General features: G+C 41.9%; 19 protein-coding genes. 14 read left to right on the top strand and 5 right to left on the bottom strand.

Going from position 1 to position 17814, the window contains the following annotated elements:
- Positions 1-7 precede the first annotated feature (7 nt).
- The 4 genes from hisI to FN732_RS01090 are packed head-to-tail and all read left to right on the top strand — an operon-like array spanning position 8 to position 1862.
- A complete protein-coding gene (gene hisI / locus FN732_RS01075; RefSeq protein ID WP_142933729.1) occupies positions 8-352 on the top strand; it encodes a phosphoribosyl-AMP cyclohydrolase in 345 nt (114 codons plus the stop codon).
- Positions 349-636 (top strand): phosphoribosyl-ATP diphosphatase, encoded by a 288-nt coding sequence (gene hisE, locus FN732_RS01080; RefSeq protein WP_142933731.1) that lies wholly within the window; start codon positions 349-351, stop codon positions 634-636. Before hisI ends, hisE begins: the two co-directional genes overlap by 4 nt.
- Positions 636-965 carry a PocR ligand-binding domain-containing protein gene (locus FN732_RS01085; RefSeq protein WP_142933733.1) on the top strand — a complete coding sequence of 110 codons (330 nt, stop codon included), beginning with the start codon at positions 636-638 and terminating at the stop codon, positions 963-965. Before hisE ends, FN732_RS01085 begins: the two co-directional genes overlap by 1 nt.
- A 6-nt stretch (positions 966-971) precedes the next feature.
- Positions 972-1862, top strand: coding sequence for a GGDEF domain-containing protein (locus FN732_RS01090; protein ID WP_142933735.1), 891 nt, complete (start codon positions 972-974; stop codon positions 1860-1862).
- Here FN732_RS01090 and FN732_RS01095 read toward each other — a convergent pair.
- A complete protein-coding gene (locus tag FN732_RS01095) occupies positions 1839-2180 on the bottom strand; it encodes a histidine triad nucleotide-binding protein (protein ID WP_142933737.1) in 342 nt (113 codons plus the stop codon). The genes FN732_RS01090 and FN732_RS01095 overlap by 24 nt on opposite strands.
- Positions 2180-3412: a penicillin-binding transpeptidase domain-containing protein gene (locus FN732_RS01100; RefSeq protein WP_142933739.1), complete on the bottom strand. Its 1233-nt coding sequence runs from the start codon at positions 3410-3412 to the stop codon at positions 2180-2182. Before FN732_RS01100 ends, FN732_RS01095 begins: the two co-directional genes overlap by 1 nt.
- Positions 3413-3471: 59 nt before the next feature.
- On the opposite strand from FN732_RS01100, the gene FN732_RS01105 reads away from it, so the two are divergent.
- The 10 genes from FN732_RS01105 to oadA all read left to right on the top strand — a co-directional run bounded on the left by FN732_RS01105 (position 3472) and on the right by oadA (position 14391).
- Positions 3472-4536, top strand: coding sequence for a DNA double-strand break repair nuclease NurA (locus FN732_RS01105; RefSeq protein ID WP_142933741.1), 1065 nt, complete (start codon positions 3472-3474; stop codon positions 4534-4536).
- Positions 4526-5221 (top strand): class I SAM-dependent methyltransferase, encoded by a 696-nt coding sequence (locus tag FN732_RS01110; protein WP_142933743.1) that lies wholly within the window; start codon positions 4526-4528, stop codon positions 5219-5221. Before FN732_RS01105 ends, FN732_RS01110 begins: the two co-directional genes overlap by 11 nt.
- Positions 5212-6243 (top strand): tRNA 2-selenouridine(34) synthase MnmH, encoded by a 1032-nt coding sequence (mnmH, locus tag FN732_RS01115; RefSeq protein ID WP_142933745.1) that lies wholly within the window; start codon positions 5212-5214, stop codon positions 6241-6243. Before FN732_RS01110 ends, mnmH begins: the two co-directional genes overlap by 10 nt.
- A 61-nt stretch (positions 6244-6304) precedes the next feature.
- Positions 6305-7312, top strand: a complete 1008-nt coding sequence (gene amrS / locus FN732_RS01120; RefSeq protein ID WP_142933747.1) for an AmmeMemoRadiSam system radical SAM enzyme — start codon at positions 6305-6307, stop codon at positions 7310-7312.
- A 44-nt stretch (positions 7313-7356) separates the two neighbouring features.
- Positions 7357-7815: a YbhB/YbcL family Raf kinase inhibitor-like protein gene (locus FN732_RS01125; protein ID WP_142933749.1), complete on the top strand. Its 459-nt coding sequence runs from the start codon at positions 7357-7359 to the stop codon at positions 7813-7815.
- Between the two features lie 14 nt (positions 7816-7829).
- Positions 7830-9092 (top strand): MBL fold metallo-hydrolase, encoded by a 1263-nt coding sequence (locus FN732_RS01130; RefSeq protein WP_142933751.1) that lies wholly within the window; start codon positions 7830-7832, stop codon positions 9090-9092.
- Positions 9089-10528 (top strand): hypothetical protein, encoded by a 1440-nt coding sequence (locus FN732_RS01135; protein WP_142933753.1) that lies wholly within the window; start codon positions 9089-9091, stop codon positions 10526-10528. Before FN732_RS01130 ends, FN732_RS01135 begins: the two co-directional genes overlap by 4 nt.
- Positions 10529-10648: 120 nt before the next feature.
- Positions 10649-11110 (top strand): phosphatidylglycerophosphatase A family protein, encoded by a 462-nt coding sequence (locus tag FN732_RS01140; RefSeq protein ID WP_185954195.1) that lies wholly within the window; start codon positions 10649-10651, stop codon positions 11108-11110.
- Complete coding sequence (gene accC, locus FN732_RS01145) at positions 11103-12521, top strand: acetyl-CoA carboxylase biotin carboxylase subunit (protein WP_142933758.1); 1419 nt, start codon at positions 11103-11105, stop codon at positions 12519-12521. Before FN732_RS01140 ends, accC begins: the two co-directional genes overlap by 8 nt.
- Before the next feature lie 13 nt (positions 12522-12534).
- Positions 12535-14391, top strand: coding sequence for a sodium-extruding oxaloacetate decarboxylase subunit alpha (gene oadA, locus FN732_RS01150; protein ID WP_142933760.1), 1857 nt, complete (start codon positions 12535-12537; stop codon positions 14389-14391).
- 18 nt (positions 14392-14409) lie between these two features.
- On the opposite strand, the gene FN732_RS01155 is transcribed toward oadA, so the two are convergent.
- The 3 genes from FN732_RS01155 to FN732_RS01165 are packed head-to-tail and all read right to left on the bottom strand — an operon-like array spanning position 14410 to position 17804.
- The gene (locus FN732_RS01155; RefSeq protein WP_142933762.1) at positions 14410-15306 is read right to left on the bottom strand and encodes a lysylphosphatidylglycerol synthase transmembrane domain-containing protein; all 897 of its coding nucleotides are present in this window, start codon (positions 15304-15306) and stop codon (positions 14410-14412) included.
- The gene (locus tag FN732_RS01160; RefSeq protein ID WP_142933764.1) at positions 15293-16258 is read right to left on the bottom strand and encodes a glycosyltransferase family 2 protein; all 966 of its coding nucleotides are present in this window, start codon (positions 16256-16258) and stop codon (positions 15293-15295) included. Before FN732_RS01160 ends, FN732_RS01155 begins: the two co-directional genes overlap by 14 nt.
- Entirely contained in the window at positions 16245-17804 is a 1560-nt protein-coding gene (locus FN732_RS01165) for an ArnT family glycosyltransferase (protein WP_142933766.1), read from the bottom strand. The genes FN732_RS01160 and FN732_RS01165 overlap by 14 nt, the downstream gene beginning before the upstream one ends.
- Positions 17805-17814 lie beyond the last annotated feature (10 nt).

A 17814-nucleotide genomic window follows, 5' to 3' on the forward strand; every position in this document is an offset into this window, starting at 1 on the left:
AGGGGAAATGAGATTCTCTGAGGAAATCTTAAATGAGATTGACTTTGAAAAGGGAAACGGCTTAGTTCCCGTTGTTGTCCAGGACTTTAAAACAAAAAAAATCTTAATGGTTGCTTATGCAAACAGGGAGGCTCTCCAGAAAACCCTTGAAACGGGATTTGCACACTACTACTCCCGCTCAAGGAAGGAGCTCTGGAAAAAGGGGGAAACCTCCGGAAATTTACAGAGAGTGAAGGAGATTTACATTGACTGTGATGGGGATACCCTCCTTTACGTCGTTAACCAGAAGGGAGTTGCATGCCATACAGGAGAGTACAGCTGTTTCTTTAGAAAGCTTGCGGAGGAGGAATGAGAATAGGCGATGTCTTAGAGGAACTCTACAGGACCGTTGAGGAGAGGAAGAGGGAACTTCCTGAGGGTTCGTACACAGCCTCCCTCTTTAAGAGGGGAGAGGACAGAATTCTCCAGAAGGTCGGAGAGGAGGCAGTGGAGACAATCTTAGCTTTGAAGTCTGGAAGGAGAGAGGATGCTGTTTACGAGGTATCTGACCTCCTCTACCACTTAACTGTTGCACTTGTTAACAGCGGAATTTCCCTTGAGGAGATTGCAGAGGAACTCAATAGAAGGAAAAAGTAGTGATAATTAAAAGACTTGACGAAGTCATTAATCCAGAGGATTTGGGAAGGCTTTTAAGGAAGTTTATGTACAACGTAAATACCTCATCGATGGTGTGGGATGAAAGGGGAAAGCTCCGATACTACGACTTCATTACTCCCTTCTGCCAGTTAGTCTACAGCAAGGTTCCGGAGAGGTGCGAGGCAGACAGAAAGGAGAGGTTTGAAAAGGCAAAGAAAAGGAGGAAGCCCTTCCTCCACACCTGTTTTGCAGGAAAGCTCAACTACGTAGTTCCACTAAAGTTTCAGGAGAAGGAAAAGACCTTTTTCTGCGGTGTCGCAGGTGGCTGACAGGGTATGTCGGAGCTCTCCCGGAGGGAGATAGAAAATTTAAAGAAACTTTCAGAAGAGATAGGAGTTCCCTACGGAAAGCTTCTTTCGTATGCAGAGGAAGATTTTGAGTACGGCTGTCAGAGGACAGGAGTTAAAGTTCAGAAAATTCATAGAAAAAAGATTTTGCTACAAAAGGCAGAATTCTTTTTAAAGGCATTCAAAAGAAGAATTTATTTTAAGGAAATACCTAAGGAATTTATGTTAATTGTTGAAAGATTGGAAGAATTAGTTGGGTGGAACTTTATAAAAAGGCTCCCAACTGAAAAGAAGAAAGAACTTTATCCTGTTTTTGATACTATTAACGATTTAATTGATTCATTCCGATTCTTTTCGAATCTATTTTTACCTTCAAAAATAACGAATTACGCCTTCAGAGACCCACTGACAAAGGTTTTTAATAGACACTTCTTAGAAGAGCAGGTTTATTTTTTAAGAAATAATCCTAAGTTATTTCCTATTGGTCTAATTTACGTTGATATGGATAACTTAAAGTACATAAACGACACACTTGGCCATAAAGTTGGTGATATTTACATAAAGAAGTTAGCAGAGGCTTTGCTCTCATCAATAAGGAACACTGATTTTATTGTCCGGATAGGAGGAGACGAGTTTCTAATTATTCTTCTAAGGACGGATGAAAATGCCGTTAAGGAGGTGGTTAAGAGAATCAAAAGAAATTTGAGCTTCGCTAACTCCACATTTAGACTCTCTCCTATTCCTCTTTCTGCATCGATAGGCTGGAGTTTATGGAAGTCTCCCCAAGAACCCTTTGAGAAAGCCCTTGAGGAGGCAGATTTAAGAATGTACGAAGATAAAAAGAGAAAAAAGGAACTATCGACAGACCATGGGTCCTAAGGGTTTTCCTCCAAGCAGATGGAAATGGAGATGGTAAATCTCCTGACCACCATCCCTGTTGCAGTTAACTAAAACTCTGTAACCACTCTCTGCTATTCCCAATTCCTTAGCAATTTCCTTGATGACTAAGAAGATGTGCCCAATTAGCCCCTTATGTTTTTCCTCTAAGTCGTTAAGCGTTGGAATGTGCTCCTTTGGAATAACCAGTACGTGAACAGGGGCTTGGGGATTTATATCGTGAAATGCCATAACCTTTTCATCCTCGTAAACGACCTTCGCGGGAATCTCCTTTTTAACAATCTTGCAGAAGACACACATTATCTTCCCTCCCTTGCAAATTTTAGGTTAAGTTTAGCAAAATCTACTCCTGCCAAAGCTGTAATTTCATAACCGGACAGGTAGTAAAGTTTACCGTTTACTGCAACAGACGAAACTGCCATCTGTTGATTCCCATACTTTATAAACCCTGTAAACCACTCACACCTTCCCTCAGGGTAACTGAGCTCAGATAGGGTTCCCGTTTTTCCTCCTATCTCAAGTCCCCTATACCTCCTTGAGACTCTAAAATACCTTCTACCTGAAACAGGACCTATTTTTGTCGTTAATCTCATCATATCCTCTATCTCTTTCGCAGTTTTTTTACTTATTACCCTCTGGATAGGAGTTGGGGTAAACTTGTAAAATTTACCCGTTCTAAGGTCTTTGATTGATTCAACGATGTAAGGCTTCATCATAACTCCACCGTTCAATATCACCTGAGATATTAGAGCTTCATGAAACGGGCTCGTTGTTGTTCTGCCAAGTCCTGCCGCCGTTAGAGCAATTTCGTAGTCCCCCTTTGGTTCATCAATCCTCCCCCAGGGAAAGTTGTAGTCCTTCCTGTTAAATCCAAAGAGCTCTGCATACTTTAAAAGTCTATCCTTTCCAATTAATCTTCCCAAGTTCCCGAAGAATGGATTTGCAGAGGTTGCAAATGAGTCTGAGAACCTCCTCCTTATCTGGAGTTTACTGTTTAGCCAAACGTAGGGAGAGCACGAATCCCCCACTCCACCGCACACGAGTTCCGTTTTCGGATTTGCAAGTCCACTGTCAAGGGCAGCTGCAGCAGTTACTATTTTGAATGTGGAGGCCGTTGGGAAGTTCGTCTTGAAGAGTAGATTCGGGTAGTCTATTCCTGAAACAGCTGCAAGGACTTTCCCCGTTTTAGGTTCAATGGCTACAAAGGAGGCATACTTTAGTTTGAACCTCTTAAATTCCCTTTTAATTCTCTGCTGAAACAGGGGATTTACCGTAAACGTTACCTCGTAAATTCCGTCGTTATAAACGTACCTTCCATCGATGACCTTTGATTTTTTAAAGAGTTCGTACTGAAAGCGAAAGTCCGATTTAACCAAATTTACAAATCGGGGTTCAGAATACTCCTCTCTCTGTTTGACTACTACTTTCCTTGGCTTATTTGTTGTCTTTTCTACCTCAGAATTCCCCTGTAGAAAACTAAACAAGAGGATTGAACAGGATATTCCTACTACAGAGAAAATCCATTTTTTCATCAGAACCTCCTTTTTCTAAATGTAATAAAATAGGTTAGAAATCGTTTGGAGGTAGAGTTTTGACAATTAAAGGTATTCTCCTTGAAATAGCTTCAAGAAAGAGGGGAGCTCTCTCAGTTTCACCTCAGGACGTTGAGAGGGCAAGGAGAAAAATTTCTAAGATGTGGAACAGTAACCTTCCTGAGGTTCTACCTCCAAAGTTGGCGGCTGGGGTTGACGGAAGCAGGAACAAGAAGGTTTATGCCGGTTACGTAGTCTATGCCTTGGGTGTGGCATCCCTTGTCTTTGAGAAAGAAAGGAGAAAAAACTCCGTTATAAATGGGGATGTTGATATTCTAAAGCCCGAAGAGTACTCAGATTCGAGACTAAGAAACCTCATGGGAATTTTGGAGTACAAGGGAGCTCTCTCAACACTTCCGAAAACAGAACTCCTCTTTTTAGACGGTTCAATTGTTGGAGCTCTCGTCCGTCCTAATGTCTTCCTCTACGAGGTAAAGGGAGAGGTAAAGAAGTTTGTTGAGGAGCTCTTTGAGGAGTTAAAGGGAAAATTTTCGTCTGACAAAATTGATTCAAAGGACTTTTATCCTGAAATTTCTAAAAAGTACTCGGGAGAGGACTTTGTTGTTGCCTGCGGCTATCTTGAGTACTTGGAGTACCTTTTGACTATCTACAGACTCTTAGAGCTCTCTGTAAGGGATGGAAAGTCAATAGTTTCCATATCAAAGAGGTCAAACTCAAGACTCTACCGTTTGGATACTGTCCTTCCTGACATTGCAGTTTTAAACTTTCTCCAGCCTCCTCCCGGTTACTCAGAGCCCTTTGAGTTTTCAATTGAGGAGGAGAAGAAGTTTCAGTTTCCGGGGAAATTTGATGAGGCTTTAAGGAGATTTAAATTTAAAACGTTCTTCTTGAAGATGAAGGAGGGAATCTACAAGGTAGAGCTCCTCGGCAACATCTCCGTTGAGGAGGCAATCTCATACATGAGGTTTTACGAAGTTTCAGGATACAACTATATCCTAAAGGAGGTTCACGAGAGGGTAAAAATAACCTCATCAGACATGGAGGACATAATAAGGGAATTGAAATTTAGAGGAGTAACAGGGAGGGAGGCCCTTGGAGAGTAACCCCTTTAAAGGAGAAAGGGCTTCAGAGTACGACCTATTCTTTCAAACGAATTACGGAAGGGTAGTTTACTCTTTGGAGAGGGAGCTCCTCCTCAAGGGCCTTTCAGATTACTTAAGGGGAAACTCCCTTGAGGTTGGATGTGGTACGGGAATCTGGATGAAAACATTTAAAGATGAGGGATTTGGTGAACCCGTTGGACTTGACATTTCATACGATATGCTTCTTCAGGCAAAGAGAAAGGGTTTAAAAAAACTGGTAATGGGAACAGCACTGAGACTTCCCTTCAGGGACGATACATTTGACCTTACCTACTTCGTTACGAGTTTAGAGTTCATCGTTGATAGGGAGAGGGCTCTCCTTGAGGCAACGAGGGTTTCAAGAAAAGCCATTGCAGTGGCCTTTCTCAATAAGTATTCTCTCTTAAACATATACAGAATTGTTAAATCGTACTTCTCCAAGTCAACTTACTCTCCATCCTCCTTTCTAACGATAGATGAACTTAAAAAGTTGGCTTCCTTTGTTTCATCAGTCGGAAGGAAGGGTTTAAAACTGGAAAAATTCCTGACAACTATTAATTTATCGGTGGGAAACTTCATTGAAGAGTCTCTGGAGAGGAAATTTGGTTTTGAACTCCCATTTGGAGCATTTGCCTTGGCGGTTTTTAGGGTTGTAAGATGGAGTTAGTTAGGGAAATAAGTATTGAAGAGGCTTTTAAAAAGGGCTTTAAGTTCATTGATGTAAGAACAAAGAGTGAATTTGAAGAGTTTCACATCCCCGGAGCTTACAATGTTCCCCTCTTTTCTGAGGAGGAGAGGAGAAAAATATCGGAGGTTTACTACAGTAAGGGAGAAAAGGAAGCACGTCTCCTTGCCCTAAAATTAGTTGGCCCCAAGCTGTACAACATTGTTTCAGAGGTAAAGGAAATAAAGGAAAGAGAGGGAAGGGTTGTTGTCTACTGCTGGCGAGGTGGAATGAGGAGCCTTGCCGTTTCTGCCATTTGCACCCTTGTAGGAATAAACGTTCCAAGGTTGATTGGGGGTTACAGGGAGTTCAGACGTTACACGTTAAGGAGAATGGAGGAAATTCTAAAGGACAAAAAATTGATTGTTGTTTACGGTCCAACTGGAAGTGGAAAGACGAGGATTTTGAGAACTCTGAAGGAGGAAGGGTTTCCCGTAATTGACCTTGAAGGACTTGCAGGCCATAGGGGCTCTGTTTTCGGTGGAATAGGACTAAAACAGCCTTCTCAGAAAATGTTTGACTCACTCCTCTGGTTGGAACTTGAGAGATTGAAGGACTCTCCAGTTATAGTTGTTGAGGGGGAGAGCAAGAGGATAGGAAAGCTCTTCATTCCTGAGCCCTTCTGGAAGGCTATGGAGAGGGGAGAAAAGGTCTCAATTGAGATACCATTAGAGGAGAGGATAAAAATTTCTATGGAGGATTACCAGGTTAACAAGTTTTCTCCTGACGTTTATCTAAAGGCACTTGAAAGAATAAGAAAAATTTTAGGCGATGAAAAGTATCAGAGAATAAAAAAGCTGATAGAGGAGAAGAACTACCCGGAAGCAGTCAGGGAGCTAATGATTAACTACTACGATAAACTTTACAAAAAATCAACTCCTGAAAGCGTTGAATCTCTAAAGGCAGAAAACTTCTCACAGGCTCTTTCCCTCCTCAGGGAACGCCTGAAGAGTAAAAAGTTCTAACAAGTTTTCCTACCAAATTTTCATATATTCAATTATGAGGAATAATCCTAAGGAGGGAGAGATGCCAAAAGCAATTGCGAGCTATTGGGAGCCTTTAGAGGATAAGAAGGTAAGGTGTACACTTTGTCCAAGAAACTGCATCATTCCAAACGGGGGAAAGGGGTTCTGTTTGGTTAGGGTAAACGAGGATGGAAATTTATTTACAACGGTATATTCAGAGATAACCTCTGCAAACTACGACCCTGTTGAAAAGAAACCTCTCTACCACTTCTACCCCGGTTCTGTAATCTTCTCAATAGGAACGAACGGCTGTAACCTCGACTGTAAATCCTGTCAAAACTGGGAAATTGCCCGTCAGGATACCCCACACATGAGGCAGGTATTTACGCCTGAAGCAGCCGTTGAGTATGCAAAGAGGTACGGCTCAATTGGAATTGCATACACGTACAACGACCCGATAATCTGGTTTGAGTACGTAAAGGACACTGCTGAGAGGATGAAGGAGGCAGGGCTTGTTAACGTAATGGTTACAAACGGGAATATAAACATAGAGGCTTTGAGGGAGCTCCTTCCCCTAATGGATGCCTTCAACGTTGACCTTAAGGGAATGGACAGGGATTACTACCTGAAGTTTTCATCCTTTCCAAATCCTAACGTCTGGCAAACGTGTGAGGAGATTAAAAAGGCCGGTAAACACCTTGAACTTACAAAGCTCATAGTTCCGGGATTTGACAATTTCACCCCTGAGTACTTTGAGAGATTTGGAAAGTGGATTTCTGAAAACTTGGGCAAGGATGTTCCGTTGCACTACTCAAGGTTTTTCCCTGCCTACAAGCTGATGGATACACCCCCAACACCAGTTGAGGTCATAGATATGGCATACGACGTTACTAAAGATTATCTCTGGTACGTCTATGTGGGGAACGTTATAGAGCCTGAGAGGGAATCAACCTACTGTCCCCAGTGTGGAGAGCTCTTAGTCAAAAGGGTAGGTTACAACGTAGAGGTTCTTTTTACCAAAGATGGGAAGTGTCCTAACTGTGGAAGGCCTGTAGATTTCGTTTTTTGAAAAAATGGTAAACTCTATAGAAATCCTGTAAAGAGGAGGGAGAGATGAGAATTTTCAGCCCTGCATTTGGAAACGGCGAGTACATACCTATCAAATACACCTGCGACGGAGAGGACGTTTCCCCACCCCTTCTCTTTCTTGACCCACCGGAGGAAACCCAGAGCTTTGCCCTTTTAGTTGACGACCCCGATGCCCCTGGTGGAGTCTTTACCCACTGGATTATCTACGATATCCCTTCAAACTTTGAAGGACTCCCCGAGGATGTCCCCCCCGCTCCAGAACTTGAGTACGGAATAAAGCAGGGTATTAACGACTTTGGTAGAGTGGGTTACGGAGGTCCCTGTCCACCACCGGGAAGGCCCCACAGGTACTTCTTTGTTCTATTTGCCTTGGACGTTCCTTCAATCGGAATTCCTGCAGGGGTTGACAAGTCTGAGTTCCTGTCGGCAATTGAGGGGCATGTTCTATCTCAGGATGAACTTGTAGGACTCTACAGTAGATAATAGATTTTCCCCCTATGGAAAATTTGTTCATACCAATCGGTGGCGGAAACGAAATAGGGGCAAGCTGTTACCTTTACATCGTTGATGGTTTAAAGTTTGTTGTTGATTCTGGGATACGGTTTTCTCCAAAGGAGCCATTTCCAGACTTTAATTTATTAAAATCATTGGCTCCTGAAATTGATGCTATTTTCATAACCCATGCCCACATCGACCACTGCGGGAGTATTCACATCCTATCCAATCTCTACCCTGAAACTCCCATATACACAACCCATGAAACGGCCCAGCTCCTTTCGCTGATGGTTGAGGATGCAATAAAGGTTCGGCACATCCAGAATAGAAATTCTCAGGATGAGTGGAAGGAGTACAAGCTCCTGGATAGAGCCCTCTCCAAAATTGAGAGGAGGGATTTCTTTGACAGAATTGTAGTTAAAAACGTTGAGTTTACTTTTTACCCGGCCGGACACATTTTAGGAGCTCTCTCTTTAGGTGCATTCTACGGAGAAAACTCCTTTCTGTTCCACTCTGGAGACATCTCCATTTCCCCGCAAAAGACCGTTGAGGGCGCATTCATTCCAGACCAAAGGGCAGACCTTTTAGTTTGTGAAAGCACCTACTTCTACTCATCGAGGAGCTTTGACAGAGAGAGGAGTGAGAAGGAGCTCTTAAATACCGTTAGGGAAACGGTGGAGAGGAGGGGAAAGGTTTTAATACCTGTTTTTGCCCTCGGAAGGGCTCAGGAGATTATGTTGATACTCTCTGAGGGTATGGAGAGGGGAGAGATTCCACCAATTACCGTTTACGTTGACGGCCTTGCAAAGGAGGTTTCAACCATTTATGAGAACCTATTAAACAAAAACTTTTTTAACTACTATCTTCAGCCAGCTCCCTCCTATAAAGGTCTTTCCTTTAAAGAGGCATGTGAGGAGAACTTGAGGGAGGCAGACTGTATCCTATCAACCTCTGGAATGCTGATGGAAGGAACACCTTCATTCATCTATAGTGGGTTAATCTCAAGAAACCCCAAGAACGCAATAGTATTCAGTGGATACATGGCCGAGGAGAGCTTCGGATACAGGCTCCTTAATGATAGAAAGATTTTCAGTTCTTACAGGTGTCAAATAAGAAAACACCACCTCTCTGCCCACTCCGACAAGGAGGAGTTAGAAACCCTTCTAAATAGACTTTCTCCCAAAAGAGTAGTTATGGTTCACGGATATCCAACGAAGGAGAATGAGAAGTTTCATGCGTTCAACAGGGAGGTTGTAAGATTTTGAGAGTCTACTTGGGATACCCCCTTTCCTTCTCTCCAAAAGGTGAATTTAAACTGAAAGATAATTTTTTAAGGGAAGTAAACTGTAACTATTCCTCAATTCCAGTTGAAGTCAAAAAGAAACTACTTTCGCTTTTGGAAAATATATCACAGAAAGACTACATTTTTTTAGACGGTATATCGTACGACGGGATAGACCTATTAGAGTTTTCGCTCTTTCCGATAGAGAAGTTGGACGTTGATGAGGTTGTTGTTCCCGGCTATCTCTACGGAAAGCAGACCTATTTAATAAGGGAGCTCTTTAAAAAAGTTTTTAACAGAAAAGTTACTGTTCTCTACGATTTCAACTTCTTTGATTCAGGTTCAATAGTTATAAATGTTGGCTATACAAGGAGCTCTATCTCCCTTGGGGGAAAACTTCTCTCGGTTGTACCAATTGGTGAATTTCACTTTGTAGACATTTTCGGAAATTACCTTTTCAATAGAACTATAGGTGAACTTGGAATTTCAAATGCAAAGTTGAGAAAAGAGGGTATAAGAGGAGAGCTCCTTGACAGCTGCCGTGCCTCGGCGGCAAGAATCCTCTTTGGCCGTTCAGATACCCTCTCCCTACCTCAGCTTAACTACAGGAGAACTGTTCCAAAAGGTGAGGTTGAGAAGGCCATTAGCCCGATTTTAGGAAGTGCAAGGTATGGAGACGTTATCCTATCCCTTTCAAACTTCTCCTCAATTTTCGTCAAGCTCCTCTACACCTACGAGGAAATCTACAGGGAGAGGTTAAAGGTCTCATCAATCTCCGTCATAGGAAGGTTGAGGTGGCCCTTTATTCACCTCCTTAAAACCGTCTTTCCCATACCTGTCAATGAGCTTTCAGGGAAGGAGTTTTTAAACCTAAAGGTTGAAAACAGGCATTTAAAGGTTGATGTAAGGAATTTTTCACTCGACAGGTCAGTTCTAAGGCTTGAGGAGATTGAGGAGGAGCCTGAGGAGATAAGTTTAGAATCCCTGAGGTACTACTTCAACAAGAGGGACTTAAAGGGAGTAAAGGTTATAGAGGAGCTCTCAAAAGGGCTTTCTAAGGACAGCTCCTTTGTTTACGAACTTCTTAACATAGTTAAGAGGTGTTTTGCCACTCAGATGGAGGATATTTTCTACTTAAATGCATCAATTGCTGCTCTGAGCCACTTGGATTTGAACAACTTTCTCTTTAAAAAGGTTCAAAGGGAGATGGAAAATAAGGCCTTTGACTGGCAGTTACCCTTTGAGACAAAGATAAACATTCTCTACTTCTGTTATAAGAACAGGGAGAAACTGAATGGAACTCCCCTGTCAATCTTTCCCTACCTAATGGTCACCTACATAAGAAACAGAAAGGTTTCAGAGGGAGAAAAGAACTTTGTAAGAACCGTTGCCGAAGAATTTTTTAAACTTAATTCCTAAAAAGATTAAAGGAGTAAAACGCAGCTAAAAAAGGGAGGTATGTACAGAACATACTCTTTTAAAACTCTACGCAGGATAATCCGTTAAAATTAAAACTTAACCTTCAAAGATTAGGAGGTAATGTTGAAATTCCTTCTTGAATTCATAGCAACAGGTTTTTTCTCTGGAAAGCTGCCAAAAATGCCGGGGACTTGGGGGTCGATACTTGCATCTATCCTATGTTACTTTTTCTGGCCTTCTAACTTGACATATCAAATATTAATTATCATCGTAACTTTTAGTCTGAGTGTTCTTTCTTCTGATTTTGTATCCAAACAGCTGAGAGAGAAAGACCCTGATATCGTTGTTATTGATGAGATTTTAGGTATTGAGATTACATTTTTAGGATTAAATGTCTACCATGACATAAAACTCGCATTCTTAGGTCTCTTAATATTTAGAGTTATTGATATAATAAAACCCCCTCCAATTCCCTGGTTTGAGAGACTACCAGGTGGCTGGGGAATAACTGTAGATGATGCTGTAGCAGGTATCGTTTCCAATTTTTTGTTAAGACTCGTTGGAGGTCTTATTTATGTTTAAAAAGGTTCTAATTGCAAACAGGGGTGAAGTAGCCACAAGAATAATAAGGGCATGTAAGGAGTTGGGAATAAAAACCGTTGCTATATACTCTGAAGCCGATGTAAACTCACTTCACGTCAAAAAGGCCGATGAAGCCTTTCTCATCCACGGAGACCCTATAAAGGCATATCTCAACTATTACAAGATTGTTGACATTGCAAAAAGGGCAGGAGCTGATGCAATCCACCCAGGTTACGGTTTTCTCTCGGAAAGAGCTGACTTTGCCGAGTACGCAAGAAAGCATGGAATAGAGTTTATAGGGCCTTCAGTAGAGCACCTTAAAATCTTCGGTAGCAAGATTGAATCAAAGAGACTTATGAAGGAGTTGGGCGTTCCTGTTGCAGAGGGAAGTGAAGAACCCATTTTTGATGTTGAAAAGGCAAAGGAGATAGCTGAAAAGATAGGCTACCCTGTCATGATAAAGGCAGCCCATGGTGGTGGAGGAAGGGGGCTTAGGGTTGCAAGGAATGAAAAGGAGCTAATTTCCCAGTTCCAAATAGCTGTTAAGGAGGCTGAGGCGGCCTTTGGAAAAGGAGAAGTTTTTATAGAAAAGTTCATTGAAAATCCGAGGCACATAGAGATTCAAATAGTTGCTGATAAACATGGAAATGTTGTTCATTTGGGGGAAAGGGACTGTTCTCTTCAGAGAAGACACCAGAAGGTTTTAGAAATTGCCCCTTCACCCGTTTTAACGAGAAGGCAAAGAGAAAAGTTAGGTAAAGTCTGCGTCGAAGCAGCTAAAAAAATAGGTTACTACGGTGTTGGAACGTGGGAATTTTTAATGGATAAGTATGGAAACTTTTACTTTATGGAGGTGAACCCAAGGCTTCAAGTGGAGCATACGATAACTGAGGAAGTTACTGGAATAGACATTGTACAGGAGCAGATTAGAATTGCTGCCGGAATGGGACTCTCCTTTTCTCAGAGAAATGTCCAAATATACGGCTTTGCCTTTCAGTTTAGAATAAATGCTGAGGACCCAAAGAGGGATTTTGTTCCCGTTCCAGGGACGATTACTGCCTACTACTCACCTGGTGGTATCGGAGTAAGAATAGATGGTGTTGTCTACAAAGGATATACGATTCCTCCTTACTACGATTCAATGGTTGCAAAGTTAATAGTTTGGGGAAGAAGCTGGGATGAAACTATCAGGCGCTCAAAGAGAGCTCTAGGCGAATTTGTTATAAGGGGCGTTCCAACGACAATTCCCTTCTTTAAAAAAATTATAAACGACCCTGAATTTGTTAAAGCCCAGTTTGATACTTCATTTATAGATAGGAAGATAAAGGAATTTACGTTCATAAAGGAAACGGATCCAGAGGTTCTTGCACTTGCAATTTCGGCAGCCATAGCTGCCCACCATGGGCTTTAAAAAGGAGGCATGAATGGGAAAAAAGATTCTCTTTACAGATGTTACATTGAGGGATGCTCACCAGTCACTCTTTGCAACAAGAATGAAGACAAGGGATATGGTGGAGATTGCTCCTGTTATAGATAGGGCAGGCTTCTGGTCTGTTGAAATGTGGGGAGGAGCAACGTTCGACGTTTGCCTAAGGTTTTTAAGGGAGGACCCCTGGGAAAGATTAAGAATTTTGAGAAAACTAATGCCAAACTCTAAGCTCCAGATGTTACTTAGGGGACAGAACCTTGTAGGTTACAGACACTATCCTGACGATGTTGTCAGAGCTTTTGTAAGAAAGGCTGCAGAGAATGGAATCGACGTGTTCAGGATATTTGATGCTCTTAACGACCTGAGGAACGTTGAAGTTGCAGTTGAGACTGCAAAGGAGATGGGAAAGATTGTTGAAGGAGCTCTCTCCTACACAATAAGTCCCGTTCACACAGAGGACCTCTACATAGAGCTTGCCCTTGAATTTAAGGAGATGGGAGCAGACATAATAACTATCAAGGACATGGCCGGTCTTTTATCCCCAGAAAGGGCCTACACACTTGTAAAGGCCCTGAAGGAGGAGGTTGGCCTACCTGTTCACATTCATACCCACTGTACCAGTGGCCTTGCAGAGATGGCTCAGTTGAAGGCAGCAGAGGCAGGAGCTGATATCTTTGACGTAGCCATATCACCTATGGCCTCGGATACCTCCCATCCTGCAGTTGAAACGATGGCATACGCTTTAGGGGAATTTGGATACGAGATTGGCCTTGATGGGACTTCCCTAAAAAAGATGGCTCAGCACTTTAAGGAAGTTAGGAAGAAGTACAAAAAGTACGATATAGACTTTAAGGGAATAGATGCTGCAGTTCTTGAGCACCAGATACCCGGCGGAATGATTTCTAACCTTATAAACCAACTGAAGGAGCAGGGAGCTCTCGACAGGTTAGAGGAAGTCCTTGAGGAAGTACCAAGGGTTAGGGAGGACTTGGGTTATCCTCCACTTGTTACTCCTACAAGCCAGATAGTTGGAACTCAGGCTGTACTCAACGTCCTCTCAGGCGAGAGGTACAAGATGATTACCCAGGAAACGAAGAACTACGTTAAAGGACTCTACGGTAAACCTCCGGCTCCAATTAAGGAGGAGATAATCAGGAAAGTATTAGGGGATGAGGAACCAATAACCTGTAGGCCGGCAGATTTACTCCAACCTGAGCTTGAAAAGTGTAGAGAGGAAATAAAGGACCTTGCAAGAAGCGAGGAAGATGTTCTCTCCTACTGTCTCTTTCCAAAGGTTGCAAAGGAGTTCTTCGAGTGGAGAGAGAAGGTTGAAAGAGGAGAAATTCCTGCAATTTCTGAGGAAGACCTCCACGATATGGAAGAAGAAGAAAAACAGTGTCCTCAGCCCTTGGCTCCTACAGAGTTCATGATTAACGTCCACGGTGAAACCTACCACGTTAAGATTGCCGGTGTTGGTCATAAGAAGGAAGGGAAAAAACCTTACTTTATTAAAATTGATGGAAGACTTGAGGAAGTTGTTGTTGAACCCTTAGTTGAAATTGTTCCAACGAGGGGAGAGGTAGAAATTGCAGGAGAGCTAACAAGCTCCTCAAGGAGGCCAAGAGCCACAAGGGAGGGAGATGTTACATCACCCATGCCTGCAAAGGTTGTTGAAATAAAGGTAAAAGAGGGTGATAGAGTTAACGAAGGTGATGTTGTTGCCATTGTTGAAGCGATGAAGATGCAGAACGAGGTTCATGCTCCTATAAGTGGAGTTGTTAAGGCGATTTACGTAAACGTTGGAGATAACGTAAACCCCGATGAAGCCCTGATGACGATAGAACCTGAATAGTCAAGGTAGGCCTCGTGCCTACCCTTTAAATTTCCCTGATAGATAAATCCATCCGAAAAAGGCAAGAACCCCTGACATTGTAAAGAGTAAGAGGTGAAAGTAGAAAGCCACAGTTAGGGCGTAACTTCCTTTTAATCCAAGTAGAGCAAAGCCTCCAACCAAACCTGCTTCGTAAGTTCCGAATCCCCCTATACTGTGAATCGGTAGAACAGTAGTTAATTCACCGAATGTTGCTACAAATATCGTTTTTGGAAATGAGATGTTTATTCCTCCAGCCTTCAATATAAAGAAAAAAGAGAGAAATTTAAAAGTCCAATTTAAAATTGAGTAGGTAAAAACGAGGGTTAAATTCTTCTTTGAGTTAAAATTGGAGAAGAAACTGAACAGAGTAAAAGCTATGGGAAACTTATTTTTAAACTTTCTCAATAACTTAAAGCCTATAAAAATTATTAGGAGAATGAAAAAAAACAAAAATACAGAAATCAAGAGTAATTTCTTGTTCTGAAAAGAAATAAATACTGTAGAAAGAGTAAAAAGAATGGATAAGGAGAGTAAATCAAACAACCTTACCAATAAAAGTGTCGCCGATGAAATTACTCCTTCTACGCTAAAAAGCTTCTTCAAAATTATGGGAAACGAAGCTTCTCCAGACCTAAAAGGAAGTAGATTGTTGAAGAATGTGTGAACTGCCATAACTGCTGATAGGTCTAACGTTTTAATTTCTGGAAAGAATAGGGTAAATCTCTTTGCCCGTAGAAAATAGGTAGAGATATAGATAATGAGGGATAGAAACAAGTATATTGGAGATAGGCAGTTGAGAATTTCGTTAAGTTTTGAGAATACGTTGTACTCAACGAGAAAGTAGATAAAGATTGAAAGTATTATTAGAGATACAAGTAGGCTATTTCTCTTCAACGTTGAGAGCTCTCCTTACAACGTAGGGCTTTTTGTTCTGAGACTCGTAGTAGATTCTCATGAGGATTTCACTCAAAATTCCGGTAGTGAACATCTGAGTTCCAGCAATCATAAATAGGACAGATATTATTAGTAGAGGTCTCTGTCCTATTGAGTGTCCCGTTAACTTCAGAAGGACGAGGTAGAGAAACGGAAAGAAACCTATAGAAAAGAGAACTATTCCTAAGAGGCCAAAGAAGTGAATTGGTTTCTGCATAAACTTTTGTAAGAACCAGATGAAGAATAGGTCGGAAATCACCTTGAAGGTCCTCGATATTCCATACTTTGACCTTCCAAACCTCCTTGGGTGGTGCTCAACGGGAATTTCTACTATTCTGTTTGGAGAAGTTACTGTCGAAACGAGGGCTGGAATGAACCTGTGGAGCTCTCCATAGAGCCTTACTCTCTTTATTACATCACTCCTGTACGCCTTCAAAGTGCATCCGTAGTCGTGAATTCTCACTCCAGTCAGTTTTCCTATTAACCAGTTTGCCACCTTTGAGGGAAGCTTCCTTGAAACTGCTGCATCCTTTCTGTTCTTTCTCCAGCCACTTACAACATCGTAGCCTTCCTTTATCTTTTCAATTAATCTTGGAATGTCTTTCGGGTCGTTCTGGAGGTCTCCATCCATCGTAATTATCACATCGCCCGCTGAGTGGTCTATCCCTGCAACAATTGCAGGAGTCTGTCCGAAGTTCCTCGAAAACTCTATTACTTTTACCTTTTTATCCTTCCTCGCAATCTCCTCTAAAATCTCCCCTGTCCTGTCTGTACTTCCGTCGTTAACGAAGATAACTTCATAGTCGTAGGGAAGTTCTCTTAAAACTTCTACTAACTGTTTGTAGAGAATGGGGACATTCTCCTCCTCGTTGTAAACGGGAATAACAACAGAGAGCTTTTTAATTTCCTCCATATAGCTTCTCCAAATTGTAGTTTGAAATGACAACTATACTGTGTTTTGTAAGCAGTTCCTTCTTCCTGTCAAGAATGTGGTATTGAATTCCCTTTAATCTCCTAAGCCTGTTTTCCCTCGTTACTACAACAACAGGTTTTCTACTGTTTAGAAGCTTAACTATTTTATCCCTGTTTAAATCCCTCAACTTACCGCTTCTGTAGTAGAAGACTATCTCTGGACTTGTATAGTCGAAAAATGCAAATTTACACTCCTTACATTTTGCATTCAACTTCCTCAATTCCTTACCTATCTGAGGTTTAGCTCTGTAGGGCTCTAAAGAGGGTAATGTTACCCACTTAAACAGAATCATTCCAGTTAAAAAGCCAACAGTAAGTACCTGGAGAGCTCTGCCACTCCAGAGGGAAAGCCACGAAGCTACGAGTGGAGGAATTAAGAAGAGAGCTCCCCATAGAGGCCAACCTTTGTAGAGCCAGAAGGCACATCCTATAAACGTTAAAAGTGTAAAGTAGAATGCGGTTAAGTAGGAAGGGAGGTTTTCTCTAAACCTCATTAAGTACCAAGTTGTTAAAACGGCAAACGGAGGAAATGAGGGAAGTAGGTAGTGGGCCAATTTTGTGTGGGCTATCTGGAAGAATAAAAGTACAGTAGAAAACCAGACGAGGGAAAACTCGAGTACAGGATTACTGAGAAAGTTTTTTCTCTGGAATACTCTGTATACTGCAAAGGGGAAGAAGAAAACCCAGGGAATGTAGAGCCAGAAATAGTTGGCAAGGTAGTACCACCAATAGGTTGGGTGGCCCGGAATTTTTCCTGTAAAACGGTGGATGTTGTGAAAGATGATAAATTCCTTAAAGAATTCGTATCCGTGCTTCTTTAAAACTGCCCCATACCAAGGTAGAACAACTAAAAAGTAGATAAAAAATCCGGAAAACCAGGGAATTCTCTTAAGTCCCTCTTTGAGCTCCCTCCTTAAAACCATGTAGAAAATGGCAATAATTCCTGGTAGGGCAAGACCAACAGGTCCCTTTGTGAGTGTTGCAAGTCCGGAGAAGAGGAATGCCAACCTGTGGTAGTTTTTATTTTTTCTGTGGTGTCCCTCGAAGAAGAAAATGAGGGATGCTGAGATGAAAAAGGTTAAAACAATGTCGGGCATTGCTACCGAGGACATCACTATAAAGTCTAAAAGGGAAAGGAGAACTAAGGAGCTCCAGAATGCAAACTCTTCCTTCTTCCACCTTGAGAGCCACCAGTAGAGGAGTAGAACTGTAAGGATACCAAATATGGAGACAAAAAATCTTCCTCCAAATTCGTTAACTCCGAAAATTTTGTATCCTAAAGCTATGAGCCAGTAAATTAGAATCGGTTTATCAAACCTGAATTCGTAGTTGTAGTAGGGAGTAATGTAGTCTCCCGATTTAACCATCTCATAGGCGGCCTCTAAGTACTTTGGCTCATCCTTGTCAAAGGCCGAGTAGAGACCGTTAGGTAGAACTAAGAGTAGAAAAGAAACTATAAAGATGATTAGAGCTCTCTTTCCCTTCATCTGACTTCCT

Origin of the sequence: Balnearium lithotrophicum (assembly GCF_900182585.1) — a bacterium.
Lineage (GTDB): Bacteria > Aquificota > Aquificia > Desulfurobacteriales > Desulfurobacteriaceae > Balnearium > Balnearium lithotrophicum.